Origin of the sequence: Anthropogastromicrobium aceti, from assembly GCF_020687335.1 — a bacterium.
In the GTDB taxonomy this organism is placed as follows: domain Bacteria; phylum Bacillota; class Clostridia; order Lachnospirales; family Lachnospiraceae; genus Anthropogastromicrobium; species Anthropogastromicrobium aceti.
This window is the reverse complement of record NZ_JAJEQN010000014.1, coordinates 1-13,685: the sequence shown is the minus strand read 5'-3', so window position 1 is coordinate 13,685 and position 13,685 is coordinate 1. Positions and strand designations below refer to the sequence as shown.

The following is a 13,685-nucleotide window of genomic DNA, read 5'->3' as shown; positions in this document are numbered from 1 at the left end:
TCTGAAGGTTGTGCTAGAAAGGAGCGCCGCCTCATAAGCAAAATAGCTGCGAAGCAGCGAGTAAGCCCGATAGGGCGATTTTGCGCATGAGACAGCGCGGGAGAGCTGAATACCAGGTTACAAAAAGACAGGGAGTACCCGTGCTTGCACGGGGGACTCCCTGTCTTTTTAGGAACCGCCCAATCATGAGGAAAACAATCCGCCCAATAGTTTTCGAAAACAGCGCTTTGCTCTGCAAATCGACAGATTCCGCCCATTCCTTCGGTATCTTTCTACAAAAATTCCTTAAAAAAACAAAAAGTTGAAAAAAGGTCTTTTAAAATCCATCAAAGTAATATATAATAATTTAAATATCTCCCATGCCACAAGGCGGGATGAAAGGAGAGAAGGTATGAATAATGATATTTATGCCGAGTGGCTCGTAAAGCGCAAGAAGTCTCCGCTTACGGTTCCATTTTATATTGGTATCGTTTTGCTGTTTCTGATTGGGTTTTATGCTAGTGTGATTAGTCCGTTTGGATTTGTCGCTCTGTTAGCCGCTGCTGCAGCAGCTTACTTTGGAAGCGCGCGTCTGCATGTTGAGTATGAATATGTATTTGTCACAAATGAGCTGGCAATTGACCGTATTCTTTCACAGCGCACACGCAAGCGTATGAAGAAGCTGGACATCCAGAAAATCGAAAAAATGGCTTCCATGAAGTCACATGAATTCGATTACATCAAAGGTAACAATCAGGTGAAGGTAGTAGACTTTTCATCAGGAAAGGCTGATGCCAACACCTACGGAATTGCTTACTCTGATGAGAATGGCAAGTTCGTATATGTTATCGAGCCAAATGATAATCTTCTCAAATGCATGAAGAGTGCCGCGCCGAGAAAGGTGATTATTGAGCAGAATATCACGGCAAAGAACTAATAACTTAAATACATTTTAAAGACAAAGAGAGAGGTATAGTAGACATGAGTCAGATTATTGGTGATGGCATCACGTTTGATGATGTCCTGTTGGTTCCTCAGTATTCTGAGGTAACTCCTAACATGATTGATTTAACAACGCATTTAACAAAAAAGATTCAGTTAAATATCCCGATGATGAGTGCTGGTATGGACACTGTTACAGAGCATCGTATGGCAATTGCCATTGCGCGTCAGGGTGGTATCGGTATTATCCACAAGAACATGTCTATTGAAGCACAGGCTGAGGAAGTTGATAAGGTAAAGCGTTCTGAGTATGGCGTTATTACAGATCCGTTCTACCTTTCCCCGGAGCATACTCTCGAGGATGCCAATGCACTGATGGCAAAGTTCCGTATCTCAGGTGTGCCGATCACTGAGGGCAGAAAGCTTGTCGGCATTATCACAAACCGTGATTTAAAGTTCGAAGAGGATTTCTCCCGTAAAATTCGTGAAGTCATGACAAGCAAGAATCTTGTAACTGCAAAAGAGGGTGTTACCCTTGCAGAAGCAAAGAAGATTCTGGCTAAGGCAAGAGTAGAGAAGCTTCCGATCGTTGATGATGATTTCAACTTAAAGGGTCTGATCACCATTAAGGATATTGAGAAGCAGATCAAGTATCCGCTGTCTGCAAAGGACGAGCAGGGACGTCTTCTGTGTGGTGCAGCTGTTGGTATCACAAAGAATGTTATGGATCGCGTAACAGCTCTCGTAAATGCAAAAGTAGATTGTATCGTAATCGATTCTGCACATGGTCATTCTAAGAACATCATCACTACCTTAAAGGAGATCAAGGCAGCTTATCCTGATCTGCAGGTTATCGTTGGTAACGTAGCAACAGGAGAGGCAACAAAGGCACTGATCGAGGCAGGAGCAGATGCTGTTAAGATTGGTATTGGACCAGGTTCTATTTGTACCACACGTGTGGTTGCTGGTATTGGTGTTCCGCAGGTTTCTGCTGTTATGGACTGCTATGAGGCTGCAAAGCCATATGGTGTGCCGATCATCGCAGATGGCGGTATCAAGTATTCTGGTGATATGACAAAGGCTTTAGCTGCAGGTGCAAGTGTCTGCATGATGGGAAGTATGTTTGCAGGCTGTGATGAGGCACCGGGTGAGTTTGAGCTGTATCAGGGAAGAAAGTATAAGGTTTACCGTGGAATGGGTTCCATTGCTGCTATGGAGAATGGTTCTAAGGATCGTTATTTCCAGACAGAGGCAAAGAAGCTTGTTCCGGAAGGTGTAGAAGGACGTGTTGCATACAAGGGAACAGTAGAAGATACCATCTTCCAGTTAGTTGGTGGTATTCGTTCCGGTATGGGCTACTGTGGTGCAAAGAATATCAAGACACTGCAGGAGACTGGCAAGTTCGTTAAGATCAGTGCCGCTTCCTTAAAGGAAAGTCATCCGCATGATATTCAGATCACCAAAGAGGCACCAAACTACAGCAGCGTAAGCTTATAAACTGAGTGATACTAGGGTCGAAAAGCCACAAGCTGATCATGCTTGCATGAAGAGGCTTGTGACCTTGAGACCTGTTAAAACATGAGGATGTAGCGATTTTCAAGGAAAATCAGCGAATCCGAATGTTTTTAGAATTGCGAGAGTTGCGTAGCAACGGAGCAATTCGTAAGTATCAATTCATAAAAAAAAGAAGAAAACATACACAAGGCTGCCGTGAAAACGGCGGCCTTGCTGCGTGTTTGGGGAATTAAATAATTATTTAATCATCGAATTATACTGATGATAAGTATATTAAGTATATATGGAAGGAAAACAAAATGCGAAAATTAACAGGTAAATGCAAATGGATATTGGCTGTTTTGCTTGTGACAGTATCTATGGCTGCTGGTTGTAATAAAGTAAAAGATATAAATGCAGATGTGTCTGATCCATCAGAAGCATCACACAAAATTTCAGTTGTCGCAACGGTATTTCCCTATTATGATTTTGCCAGAGCAATTGGAGGTGAATATTTGGATGTGACACTGTTGCTGCCGCCTGGACGCGACAGCCACAGTTTTGAACCTACAGCACAGGATCTTCTTGCGCTTCAGTCGGCTGATATTTTTCTTTACAATGGCGGTGAGATGGAAACGTGGGTAGAAGAGGTGTTAGAAGCAGTTCCGCGCAGTCATGGAATCACCTTTCAGGGAATAGAGACAGTAGATCTGCTAGAAGAGGCGCATACAAAAAGTATGAAAACAACAGGTCATTCACATGACCACGATGAAGACGAAGACCATGACGAAGAAGAGGAGCATGATCATGATGAAGAAGATGAACATCATCATGATGAATATGATGAGCATATATGGACTTCACTTGAAAATGCGCAGCTTCTTGTATCAGCTATTGAGGAGATTTTTTGTGAGGCAGATCCTGAGCACGAGAAACAGTTTCGCGATAATGCAGCGGCTTATCGCGAACAGATTGCAGATGTGCAGTCTGAAATAGAGGAAATTGTAGACAATGCACGTGTGAAGAAAATTCTATTTGCTGATCGATTCCCATTTTTATATTTTACACAGGAATTTGGTTTAGATTATGATGCTGCATTTGCTGGTTGCGCCGGAGATACGGAGCCGTCAGCTAGAGTCATAGCATCCTTAATAGAAGAGATACAATCTGAAAATATAAAAGCAATTTATCATGTTGAGATGGGAAATACAAAGACAGCTCAGATGATACAGGAAGCAACAGGCGTTGAGATATTAGAACTTCATTCATGCCATACTGTGACTTCAAAGCAGCTGCAGGAAGGTGTGACTTATGTGGAGTTGATGAGACAAAATGCAGAAAATTTAAAGAAAGGATTACAGTAAAATGCTGTTTGAATGTAAAAAAGTATCATTTGGATACGAAAACCAGCAGGTCATTAAAGATCTGTCATTTCAGGTTCAGGAAGGTGAGTATGTTTGTGTGGTAGGAGAAAATGGCTCTGGAAAATCCACATTGATAAAAGGTTTACTAGGTCTGATTCCGGCAGGAAGCGGTCAGGTAAATTATGGAAAGGAAATTTTAAACCATGTAATTGGATATCTGCCGCAGCAGACAAGCTCACAAAAAGATTTCCCGGCAACTGTCTGGGAGGTGATTTTATCAGGCTGTCTAAGTACAAGAAAAGGCCGCTTTTTCTATTCAAAAGAAGATAAGGAAAAGGCAAGAAGACAGATGCGTCATCTTGAACTTGAAAATTTGGCATCAAGATCATTTGGTGAATTATCAGGAGGTCAGCAGCAGCGCGTGCTGATTGCAAGAGCGCTTTGTGCAACGGAAAGTCTTTTGATTTTAGATGAGCCAGTCACAGGACTTGATCCGGCAGTTACACGTGAACTGTATGAGATTTTGGAAAAGCTTAACAAAAAAGAGCATACGGCTATTGTTATGGTAACACATGATATTGCAGGAGCACTTCCATATGCAGATAAAGTTCTTCATATTGGTCCGCAAGGCTACTTTTTTGGAACGCGCAGAGAGTACTGTGCAAGTGAAGAGGGAAAGCGTATGCTTGGAACGGCTTTCAGAGAGGAAGAAGAAAAATGAATCTGATTATTACGATGTTTCAATATCCATTTATTCAAAGAGCACTGATAGTAGGTGTGCTTGTGTCGCTTTGTGCGGCGCTTCTTGGTGTATGCCTTGTGCTTAAACATTATTCTATGATTGGAGATGGTCTGTCCCATGTGTCATTTGGGGCTTTATCAGTTGCAGTTGCATTAGGTGTATCTCCGCTTTGGATTTCTATTCCGATTGTTATTATTGCCTCATTTTGTCTGCTTAGGATTCGTGAGAACGCGCATATGAAAAATGATGCGGCCATTGCCGTAGTATCTTCATCAGCACTTGCAATAGGCATCACGGTCACAGCTTTGACAACTGGTATCAACACAGATGTTTCAAGCTACATGTTTGGAAGTATTCTCGTTATGAATGAGCAGGATGTCATGATAAGTATAGTTTTATGTGTTATTGTTTTGGCACTGTTTATTTTATTTTACAGCCGTATTTTTTCTATTACATTTGATGAGAATTTTTCAAAGGCATCTGGCATTCCTGTTGGCCGTTTTAATGCACTTTTGTCTGTTCTTACAGCAGTGACGATCACCCTTGGCATGCGAATGATGGGAGCAATGCTGATTTCAAGCCTTATTATTTTTCCGGCACTTATAGCAATGCGTCTTCAAAGAAGCTTTAGCGGTGTTATTATTGCAGCAGCAATCACAGCAGTAATAGACTTCTTACTTGGCCTAGTGATTTCATTTTTACTTTCAACACCGACTGGTGCAAGCATTGTGCTTGTAAATCTTTGTGTACTATTGATTGTGACTGCAATCCAGAAAATTCGTGGAAAATAATAAAAGGCGCCGAGGCGCCTTTTTCATGTGCTTTTATAATTATCTGGCCTGAAACGTTGCACATTCTGTATGATTGCCTGATTGTGTATTCATTCCATTGATTGCCACTGATTCTGCCTGACATAAATGGTTTTCATTGTGGATGCACTGAACAGCATTGCAGCCAATTTTTAAAGCAGGATTTGGTGTCTGTGTGCTGTTTTTAAAAGAATCGGAAGTTTTTTGGTCAAAGCTTGCACAGCATGTGCAGCCGCATGAGCAGTCATTCTTTGAGTCTGTATTAACAAGAATTTCTGATTTGCAGCAGCAGTGATCGTCGTTATGCTTACATTCTGTAACGGTACAGGTACAATTTGTCATAATAGAAATCTCCTTATAATTTGTGTGAGACTTTCATCTGGATACTGATTAGCGAAAAAATGGCATTTCAATTCATTCCAAATAAAAGCTTATGGACAGTATCTGCAAAAAAAGAAAAAACATGCGAAAAAAAGAAAAAACAGCTTGCTTTTTTGTGAGCAATATGATAAAGTATCTCTGTTGTGATTTTAGAGATGGTCCGCTGTTACTGCGTGTATTATGAACATCCGTATTAGTATAAGGAGGCACACTATGAGTGGCATTATTGAAAGCATTGAGAAGGCTCAGTTAAAGGAGCATGTTGATCAGTTTAACGTAGGCGATACCGTAAGAGTATACGCTAAGATCCGCGAGGGTGAGAAGGAAAGAATCCAGATGTTCGAAGGTACTGTTTTAAAGAGACAGAACGGCGGAATCCGTGAGACCTTCACTGTAAGAAAGTCATCCAACGGTGTTGGTGTAGAGAAGACCTGGCCGGTACACTCTCCAGCAGTAGAGAGAATCGAAGTTGTACGCAAGGGTAAGGTACGCAGAGCAAAGCTGAACTACTTAAGACAGAGAGTAGGAAAGAGCGCTAAGGTTAAGGAAATCGTAAAGTAATAACGAACCTATACAAAGGAGGGGCCTATACAATATGTATGACCTCTCCTTTTTGACTTTAAGAGAGACGGTCAGTTAGATTTTGTTTGGGATTAAATAGAGGTACAGATAGATGAAAGCAGTATCGTTGGGAAAACAAAAGAAAAAGAGCCTGCCGTGGCGTATTGTGAGCGGATTGGCAAATACAGCGCTTCTAATTATACTGGCGCTGTTTGTTTATCTGTTTTTGGCATTTCCAATGCAGATGAAGGGTCATTCTATGGAACCGGCAGTCGCAGAAAAAAGTCTGCTGTTACTAAATAAAATACAGTATCGTTTTGTTTCACCGAAGCAGTTTGATGTAATTGCATTTCAGATCAAAGACAGCGATGAGCTTCAAATCAAGCGTATCATTGCATGTCCGGGTGATCGCATAAACATTAAAGAAGGAATGATTTATATAAATGGAACTTTGTGTGAGCAGGCGAATGAATATAGTAAGGATCTGATCTATGCAGGAACAGCTTCAGATGAACTGACAGTTGGAGAAAACGAATATTTTGTTTTGGGAGATAATGCAGTTTATAGTGAAGACAGCAGATCAGAAGATATTGGTATGGTATCAAAGGATCAGATTGTGGGAAAGGTTTGGTTTGTGGGAGAGTCATTTCTTTCATTCCATCTTTTATAGAGAATTGGATTGACCGCAAACAGCAAAATGAGTTATACTGAAAACAGCGAAGCTGTTCAGAAAGAAAAGAAAGGTTTGATAAACTATGCAGATACAGTGGTATCCGGGACATATGACAAAGGCACGCCGTGCTATGCAGGAGGATCTGAAATTAGTTGATCTTGTTATGGAACTAACAGATGCGAGAGCACCTTTGGCAGGACGAAATCCCGATATTGATAAACTTGCAGCTGGAAAAGCAAGAATGATTTTTTTGAACAAGGCAGATTTGGCAGATGATCAGGCGACACTTGCCTGGATGGATTATTTTAGAAAGAAGGGCATCACACCAATTCGTCTTGATGCAAGAAAAACAAATTTCAAAAAAGCTGTCGTTGATGGTGTGAAAATTGCATGTCAGGAAAAGATTGAGCGTGATCGCCGCAAGGGAATTTTAAATCGTCCGATCCGCGCCATGGTTGTAGGTATTCCTAATGTAGGAAAATCTACATTTATTAATTCACTTGCAGGAAAGACAGCTGCAAAGACAGGAAATAAGCCAGGTGTTACGCGTGGAAACCAGTGGATCAAGATCGACAAACAGCTTGAGCTTCTTGATACGCCAGGTATTTTGTGGCCTAAGTTTGATGATGAGGCAATCGGAATGAAGCTTGCCTGTGTGGGTTCAATCAGCGATGAAGTACTTAATATGCAGGAAATTGCCTACCATTTGCTTTCATATGGAAAGGCGAATTACAATCAGCTGTTTGAAGCACGCTACGGGGCAGTGCCGCAGCCAGATGATGAGCGCGACAATGAAATAGTACTCTGGATGGAAAATATTGCCAGACAGAGAGGTTGTTTAAAGAGGGGTGCAGAGACTGATTTTGATAAGGTATCTGCGCAGATTACTGATGATTTTAGAAGCGGCCGCATTGGAAAGGTTTCGCTTGAGGTGCCTAAGCAGGCATAAGCAGTCAGAACAATGTTTTGCTGCAAAAAAACGAAGGATAAGACAGGATAAAGAACATGGATGGGAAACAAAAGTCAGTTGCTGCGATTACGCAGGAACTTCAAAATTGCAGCGAAGAGGCGCTGATTGCACTTTGCAGCAATCTGCGTACAGATCCAAGAAAAAGTGTGCAGCTTCTTGCAGAAAAGGCTATGAAACGCTTGGAAAAGGAAAAAAAGGAGCTTGAGCGTGTTCAGGGGATGATCGACTTTGAACGTGAGATTGCAGGCAGCACAATATACTGCGGAATTGACGAGGCCGGACGAGGACCGCTTGCGGGACCAGTTGTGGCGGCAGCTGTCATTATGCCGCGTGATGGAAAAATTCCGTATGTCAACGACTCAAAGCAGGTCTCAGAAAAGAAAAGAGAACAGCTTTACGAGCAGATTTTAAAGGAAGCAGTATCCTATGGAGTAGGAATTGTCGATGCAAAAAGAATTGATGAAATCAATATTTTGCAGGCAACATATGAGGCAATGCGCGAGGCAGTAAGTCAACTTACGCTGCCGCTTGGCCATGTGCTTGCAGATGCAGTGCGTATTCCTAAGCTTACCGTGGCACAGACACCGATTATAAAGGGAGATGCAAAATGTTATTCGATTGCAGCTGCCAGTATTATCGCAAAGGTGACGAGAGACCGAATCATGCGCGAGTATGATCGAATTTACCCAGGATATGGCTTTTCAGACAATAAGGGATATGGAAGTGCAGCTCATATTGAAACGTTAAAGAAAAAAGGACCTGTGCCGATCCACAGAAGAACCTTTATCAGTGCCTTTTGGCAGGGAGAACAGGATTGAATAAACGCCAGATCGGAAGCGTGTATGAATTAAAAGCTTCAGATTATCTGACAAAGAAAGGGTATCAGATAATAGAACGCAATTATCGGTGTAGAATCGGAGAGATTGACATAATTGCAATAGAGCGAGATTGCCTGTGCTTTATTGAGGTGAAATACCGTAAAAATGAAAAGACAGGCGATCCGTTAGAGGCAGTCGATAAACGAAAGCAGCAAAAAATTATTCGGACAGCGCAGTATTATTTGCTGACACATTCAAAATATCAAAGTGTTAAATGCCGCTTTGATGCAGTGGGAATACTGGGAGAAGAAATTCGGCTTGTCAGGGATGCATTTCTTTGCTGATAGATCAGTACGTGTAAAAAGGAGATCAAAATATGATGCTCATTCGAAAAGGTACGGGAGAAGACCCGCGGTTAATTGAAAAAGATAAAGTTCCTTATTTGGAATTTGAAGCATTGAAAAAGCAGTCCTGGCTGACACATGCCTTCTCTACAAGACTTGGCGGTGTGAGCAGTGGCTGCTTTGCGTCTATGAACCTGGGTTTTGGACGCGGAGAAGAAGATAAAATTGTTGCAGAGAATTATAAAAGGCTTGGAGACGCAGTGGGTTTTGACTGGAAAAAAGTGGTCTTGTCCCATCAGACTCACACTACAAATGTACGCCTTGTGACAGAAAAAGATGCCGGAAAGGGAACGGTAAGAGAACGCGATTACACAGATGTGGATGGATTAATTACAAATGAGCCTGGGCTGCCGCTTGTAACATTTTATGCTGATTGTGTGCCGCTTTATTTTGCAGATCCTAAAAATAAGGCAATTGGATTATCACATTCCGGATGGCGCGGTACCGTGGGACGCATGGGTGAAAAAACACTAAAAGCGATGAATGAAGCGTTTGGCACACAGCCACAGGATGTGATAGCAGCCATCGGACCGAGTATATGCGGTGATTGCTTTGAGGTAGGACCAGAAGTAGTAGAAGAATTTGCAAAAACATTTTCAAAAAAACAGATGGAAGCAATATGTCATGCAGGACGAAATGACAGAAGCTATCTTGATCTGTGGCGGGCAAACCGCATAATTTTAGAGGAGGCTGGCGTGCAGCCGCAAAATATCAGTGTAACAAATATTTGTACCAGATGTAACCCAGATCTTTTGTACTCTCATAGAATTATGGGGGCGCAAAGAGGTAATTTGGCAGCAATTTTAATGATAAGGGAATAAAAGTAAAAAGTATAGTCGATTTCTTATGACAAAAAGAAAGGGGCAGCTATGAAAAGACAAATGAAATGGGCGGCAGCATCATTGATATGCAGTCTTATTATACAGTGTATGCCGGCAGCGGCAGATCAAAAGACACAGGAAGCATTTGATGCTTATTTAGACAGAATTTATGCACAATGGATCAGTGAAAATCCATTTCAAATTCACTTTTATCTTGAGCATCCAGAAAATTATGGCATTGAACTAAGTTCATATACATTGATGGATTACAGTGAGTATGATGAGGCCGCAATTGAAGCATATGAAAAGCAGCAGGAGGAAGACCTTAAGGAATTGAGGTCATTTGATAAGACACAACTGACAAGACAACAGCAGATCTTGTATGATAAGCTTATGGAGCAGATTGATCTGAATGAGAAGTATGCGGACATGTTTGACTTTTCTTCACTTATTGGCGGGTCAAATGGAATTGTCAATTCTCTTGCTAATAATTTTCAAAATTATTTGTTTATTGAGAAGAAGGATGTAGAAGAATATTTAAAATTTTTGCAGGATATTCCAAATTATATTGATTATGCAATTGAGTATACAAATGAGTATGCAGAATATGATCTAGTCCCGTCAAAGTATATGCTGCAGGTTAATAGTGAGGCAATTGATGAGCTTGTCGGCAAAAACACAAATGTTTTTATTGAGGGTTTCGAAAAAAAGCTTGACGAGGCTGCATTTCTTTCTGATGAAGAACGTGCGAATTTTAAGGCAAAAAACAAAGAATTGGTAGAGCAGATTGTAAATCCGGCATTTGCAAAGCTTAAACAGCAGCTTTCACAGTGGCAGGAAACATTTGACGAGTGGGAAGGCTTTGCTGAATATGCTGAGGGCGAGGATTATTATAATTATCTAATTGAAACATATGCAGGTGTTTCTATGGATGCCGAGGAATTGTTTGATTATATGTATGACAAGCTTGATGATTGTGAGGAACGATTCTCAGAGCTGTTAGAGGATGATGAAATATATGAAGGCTATATGAATTCAGAGTATGGCTTTGAAAAAAGAACACCATCTGAGATTTTAGATGCGCTTCGTGTTTATACAAAGGAAAATTTTGCACCGATTGCAGATCCTGGTTATCAGGTAGAGGAGCTTCCAAATGCTCTTCGAAGCGATGGCGTACTGGCATATTATCTGACACCTCAGGAGGATCATGACGATGTTAATCAGATTTGCTTAAATCCAGATGCGCTTGGCACGGATCTTGGAGTTTTGTATGAAACGCTGGCGCATGAAGGTTATCCTGGTCATCTGTACTTTTTTAATTATGTAAAACAGCAGGGGTGGCATCCGATCAATTTCTTTGTGTCAAATATTGGCTTTGAGGAGGGATGGGCAGAATATGCAGCGCGCCTTTCACTAGATAGCTGGGGACTTGATCCAGATATGATGGAAGTTATTTTTCTGGATCAAGAGTTTAGTTATCTGTTAATGGGTTTGTCTGATATTGGAATCAATTATGGCGGATGGACAGTTGATGATGTATATGATCTGTGGGAAACTTACTTCTATCTTGACAGCGCAGAAGATGTGCGTGATGTATATGATGCGTGTATGGCAGAGCCAGGTACGATTCTTAGCTATTCAATCGGCTATTATCAGATATGCGATCTGGAAGAAGAGGTAAAGGAGATGCTTGGTGAATCATTTGATCATAATGAATTTGTGACAGAACTTTTGTCAGTTGGCGGTGCATCATTTGATATTACAAGGTCATATATCATGGAGTGGGCTAACGAAAAGTTACACGGATAATCCAATATCTATAGCCAAGCCACCTTCGGGAGTTGCCGCAAAAAAGCCTTGACAAACAGAAACATAAGCGTTACACTTACAATATACGAAAGAAAAAAGCAAAAATAAAATGAAAAGAGGAATACAAAAAATGGAAGAAAAAGAGACTCGCTTTGACCGTTCAACAGAGCGCAGTGAATGTTTGATTGCCGAGTATAAGAAACTTCGTAAGGATGAGGCAAAGATGAGCCAGAAATCACTTGAGGATATCACAGGTGTTCCGCGTCAGATGATCATCCGTTACGAAAAAGGAAAAATTATGCCGACCGTTCGTGCTATGAATCGTCTTCTTGAGCCGCTTGGCTATCAGCTTGGAATTGTTCCGCTGAAAAAAGAAGACAGCGAGGACACACAGTAATTACAGGCATAGGAAATTTATATACATAAGATAAAAAGCATCTAGCAAAACTAACTGATCCGTATAAAAACGGTGGTTGTCTGCAGATGCTTTTTTGGTACATACAAAGGAGGAGAAAAAAGAAAAAGAAAAGGAGAATTTTATGGTACTAAAACAAAGAAAAACAGTATTGATTGTATCGGCACTGTTGACAGCACAAATGGTCATGCAGGAAGCAGTACAGGCATTTGAAGAAGTCTCGCAGCCTGAAGTGCAAATTACAGAAACAGCACAGGAAGGTGAACTTGTCAGTCAGTCAGATGGGGATGATATCTGGACGGAAACTTATACATATGTGTCTGATACAAACACGCCTCATGCTTTTGCCGAAACAATTGAAAAACAAGGCGATTGGTATGCGATGAAGGATGTAGAATATCAGGTGACAGAGCTGACGACACAGCTGATACAAAAAAGTGAAGCAATGTGGGCATATGCATCGTATGAGCCGGAGCAGGAAATAGAAGAAGCAGGAATCCGCTATACGTTGACATCACTTTCCAAAGATGAATGGATGCAGACAGATCGTCTGAAAAATGTGACGAAATACTTAAGCTGTCAGGAAGGGCAGGAAGTTTCGGAAACGCTTGATGTAGAGACAGCAGATGAAGTGACAGGAGAAGCTCTTTATGGAACAATTGGAAGAATTGAGTTAAAAGAGGATGGCGCAGATTGGAAGGAAGGTGCTCTTGAGGAGTGGGATATTTACAGCTGGAATGGAGAGTCTTGGGTTTATCAAAGAAACGATGAATGTTTTTACGCGACAGAAGAAAGTCCATGGTTTGAAGGCTATGAGGCGGTATTTATGCAGGAGCATCATTTAGATGGTGCATTTAATCAGATCACGTCAATAGAATGGTATGGAGATGGCTGGCAGGACGAGGAAGGAAACTGGAAGAGAAGTGTCAGGATAACAGGAAACAAAATGGTACCGCGATATCAGGCAATTTATTCAGGAGACGTGGCGCAGCCTGATCTGCCAATGGTGTGTTATAAAGCGCAGTATACGTCTGATCCGCAGGGCTATCTTATAACAGCAGATGTAACGTATGAAAAAATGCAAGAAGAAGCAGTGCAGAAAGAAGAAAATGCAGATGAGTCAATATTAAAGTCAATATCAGAAGAACTTATAAAAACATTGCAGCAGAATAAAACAAATGAAAAATTCTGGTATTTACTGTTAGCGGCACTTATGGCTGTCAGTGTGGGATTGCAGGTAGCTGTGATTTTTGTGTTGGCATTTCGTGAGCGGTAACATAAAAATTAAAAAAAATAAAAAAATGGTTGACAACAGCCTTGCAGTGTGATATTATAATCAGCGTTGCAAGGCTTGTTGGTCAAGGGGTTAAGACGTCGCCCTCTCACGGCGAAAACAGGAGTTCGATTCTCCTACAAGCTGCTTAGCTCGAGGTGTGGCTCAGTTTGGTAGAGCGCTGCGTTCGGGACGCAGAGGTCGCAAGTTCAAATCTTGTCGCCTCGATT

At 41.4% G+C, this 13,685-nt stretch carries 15 protein-coding genes and 2 tRNA genes; 16 read left to right on the top strand and 1 reads right to left on the bottom strand.

What is annotated here, in order from left to right; genetic code table 11:
• Positions 1–391 precede the first annotated feature (391 nt).
• From LKD48_RS07050 to LKD48_RS07030, 5 genes are all read left to right on the top strand, one after another.
• Positions 392–916: a DUF6106 family protein gene (locus LKD48_RS07050; RefSeq protein WP_308731585.1), complete on the top strand. Its 525-nt coding sequence runs from the start codon at positions 392–394 to the stop codon at positions 914–916.
• A gap of 44 nt (positions 917–960) precedes the next feature.
• On the top strand, positions 961–2,418 hold the full coding sequence (guaB, locus tag LKD48_RS07045) for an IMP dehydrogenase (protein WP_227099978.1): 1,458 nt from the start codon (positions 961–963) through the stop codon (positions 2,416–2,418).
• A 317-nt stretch (positions 2,419–2,735) separates the two neighbouring features.
• Positions 2,736–3,779: a metal ABC transporter substrate-binding protein gene (locus tag LKD48_RS07040; protein ID WP_308731584.1), complete on the top strand. Its 1,044-nt coding sequence runs from the start codon at positions 2,736–2,738 to the stop codon at positions 3,777–3,779.
• 1 nt (position 3,780) lies between these two features.
• Positions 3,781–4,500: a metal ABC transporter ATP-binding protein gene (locus tag LKD48_RS07035; protein ID WP_308731583.1), complete on the top strand. Its 720-nt coding sequence runs from the start codon at positions 3,781–3,783 to the stop codon at positions 4,498–4,500.
• Positions 4,497–5,312, top strand: coding sequence for a metal ABC transporter permease (locus LKD48_RS07030; protein ID WP_118612107.1), 816 nt, complete (start codon positions 4,497–4,499; stop codon positions 5,310–5,312). Before LKD48_RS07035 ends, LKD48_RS07030 begins: the two co-directional genes overlap by 4 nt.
• Before the next feature lie 39 nt (positions 5,313–5,351).
• Here the strand turns inward: LKD48_RS07030 and LKD48_RS07025 are convergent, their stop codons facing one another.
• A complete protein-coding gene (locus LKD48_RS07025; RefSeq protein WP_262537416.1) occupies positions 5,352–5,672 on the bottom strand; it encodes a DUF1540 domain-containing protein in 321 nt (106 codons plus the stop codon).
• Positions 5,673–5,924: 252 nt separating this feature from the next.
• Here LKD48_RS07025 and rplS point away from each other — a divergent pair, with 252 nt between their 5' ends.
• The 11 genes from rplS (at position 5,925) to LKD48_RS06970 (ending at position 13,683) form a co-directional block, all read left to right on the top strand.
• Positions 5,925–6,272 (top strand): 50S ribosomal protein L19, encoded by a 348-nt coding sequence (gene rplS / locus LKD48_RS07020; RefSeq protein WP_066562328.1) that lies wholly within the window; start codon positions 5,925–5,927, stop codon positions 6,270–6,272.
• A 112-nt stretch (positions 6,273–6,384) separates the two neighbouring features.
• A complete protein-coding gene (gene lepB / locus LKD48_RS07015; protein WP_118612109.1) occupies positions 6,385–6,942 on the top strand; it encodes a signal peptidase I in 558 nt (185 codons plus the stop codon).
• An 85-nt stretch (positions 6,943–7,027) separates the two neighbouring features.
• On the top strand, positions 7,028–7,894 hold the full coding sequence (gene ylqF, locus LKD48_RS07010) for a ribosome biogenesis GTPase YlqF (RefSeq protein WP_118612110.1): 867 nt from the start codon (positions 7,028–7,030) through the stop codon (positions 7,892–7,894).
• A 56-nt stretch (positions 7,895–7,950) separates the two neighbouring features.
• Positions 7,951–8,733 carry a ribonuclease HII gene (locus LKD48_RS07005; RefSeq protein WP_118612111.1) on the top strand — a complete coding sequence of 261 codons (783 nt, stop codon included), beginning with the start codon at positions 7,951–7,953 and terminating at the stop codon, positions 8,731–8,733.
• Positions 8,730–9,077 (top strand): YraN family protein, encoded by a 348-nt coding sequence (locus LKD48_RS07000; protein ID WP_118612112.1) that lies wholly within the window; start codon positions 8,730–8,732, stop codon positions 9,075–9,077. Before LKD48_RS07005 ends, LKD48_RS07000 begins: the two co-directional genes overlap by 4 nt.
• A gap of 32 nt (positions 9,078–9,109) precedes the next feature.
• Positions 9,110–9,958, top strand: coding sequence for a peptidoglycan editing factor PgeF (pgeF, locus tag LKD48_RS06995; RefSeq protein ID WP_331466815.1), 849 nt, complete (start codon positions 9,110–9,112; stop codon positions 9,956–9,958).
• Between the two features lie 48 nt (positions 9,959–10,006).
• Positions 10,007–11,767, top strand: a complete 1,761-nt coding sequence (locus LKD48_RS06990; RefSeq protein ID WP_308731582.1) for a DUF885 family protein — start codon at positions 10,007–10,009, stop codon at positions 11,765–11,767.
• A gap of 130 nt (positions 11,768–11,897) precedes the next feature.
• A complete protein-coding gene (locus LKD48_RS06985; protein ID WP_066562318.1) occupies positions 11,898–12,164 on the top strand; it encodes a helix-turn-helix domain-containing protein in 267 nt (88 codons plus the stop codon).
• A gap of 142 nt (positions 12,165–12,306) precedes the next feature.
• A complete protein-coding gene (locus LKD48_RS06980; protein ID WP_308731581.1) occupies positions 12,307–13,458 on the top strand; it encodes a hypothetical protein in 1,152 nt (383 codons plus the stop codon).
• 72 nt (positions 13,459–13,530) lie between these two features.
• Positions 13,531–13,602, top strand: a tRNA-Glu gene (locus tag LKD48_RS06975).
• Positions 13,603–13,609: 7 nt separating this feature from the next.
• A tRNA-Pro gene (locus tag LKD48_RS06970) sits at positions 13,610–13,683 on the top strand.
• Positions 13,684–13,685: the final 2 nt, after the last annotated feature.

Coding starts and splice junctions, on each gene's coding strand:
- LKD48_RS07050 (WP_308731585.1), top strand. CDS start 392: ATGAATAATGATATTTATGCCGAGTGGCTCGTAAAGCGCAAGAAGTCT.
- guaB (WP_227099978.1), top strand. CDS start 961: ATGAGTCAGATTATTGGTGATGGCATCACGTTTGATGATGTCCTGTTG.
- LKD48_RS07040 (WP_308731584.1), top strand. CDS start 2,736: ATGCGAAAATTAACAGGTAAATGCAAATGGATATTGGCTGTTTTGCTT.
- LKD48_RS07035 (WP_308731583.1), top strand. CDS start 3,781: ATGCTGTTTGAATGTAAAAAAGTATCATTTGGATACGAAAACCAGCAG.
- LKD48_RS07030 (WP_118612107.1), top strand. CDS start 4,497: ATGAATCTGATTATTACGATGTTTCAATATCCATTTATTCAAAGAGCA.
- LKD48_RS07025 (WP_262537416.1), bottom strand. CDS start 5,672: ATGACAAATTGTACCTGTACCGTTACAGAATGTAAGCATAACGACGAT.
- rplS (WP_066562328.1), top strand. CDS start 5,925: ATGAGTGGCATTATTGAAAGCATTGAGAAGGCTCAGTTAAAGGAGCAT.
- lepB (WP_118612109.1), top strand. CDS start 6,385: ATGAAAGCAGTATCGTTGGGAAAACAAAAGAAAAAGAGCCTGCCGTGG.
- ylqF (WP_118612110.1), top strand. CDS start 7,028: ATGCAGATACAGTGGTATCCGGGACATATGACAAAGGCACGCCGTGCT.
- LKD48_RS07005 (WP_118612111.1), top strand. CDS start 7,951: ATGGATGGGAAACAAAAGTCAGTTGCTGCGATTACGCAGGAACTTCAA.
- pgeF (WP_331466815.1), top strand. CDS start 9,110: ATGATGCTCATTCGAAAAGGTACGGGAGAAGACCCGCGGTTAATTGAA.
- LKD48_RS06990 (WP_308731582.1), top strand. CDS start 10,007: ATGAAAAGACAAATGAAATGGGCGGCAGCATCATTGATATGCAGTCTT.
- LKD48_RS06985 (WP_066562318.1), top strand. CDS start 11,898: ATGGAAGAAAAAGAGACTCGCTTTGACCGTTCAACAGAGCGCAGTGAA.
- LKD48_RS06980 (WP_308731581.1), top strand. CDS start 12,307: ATGGTACTAAAACAAAGAAAAACAGTATTGATTGTATCGGCACTGTTG.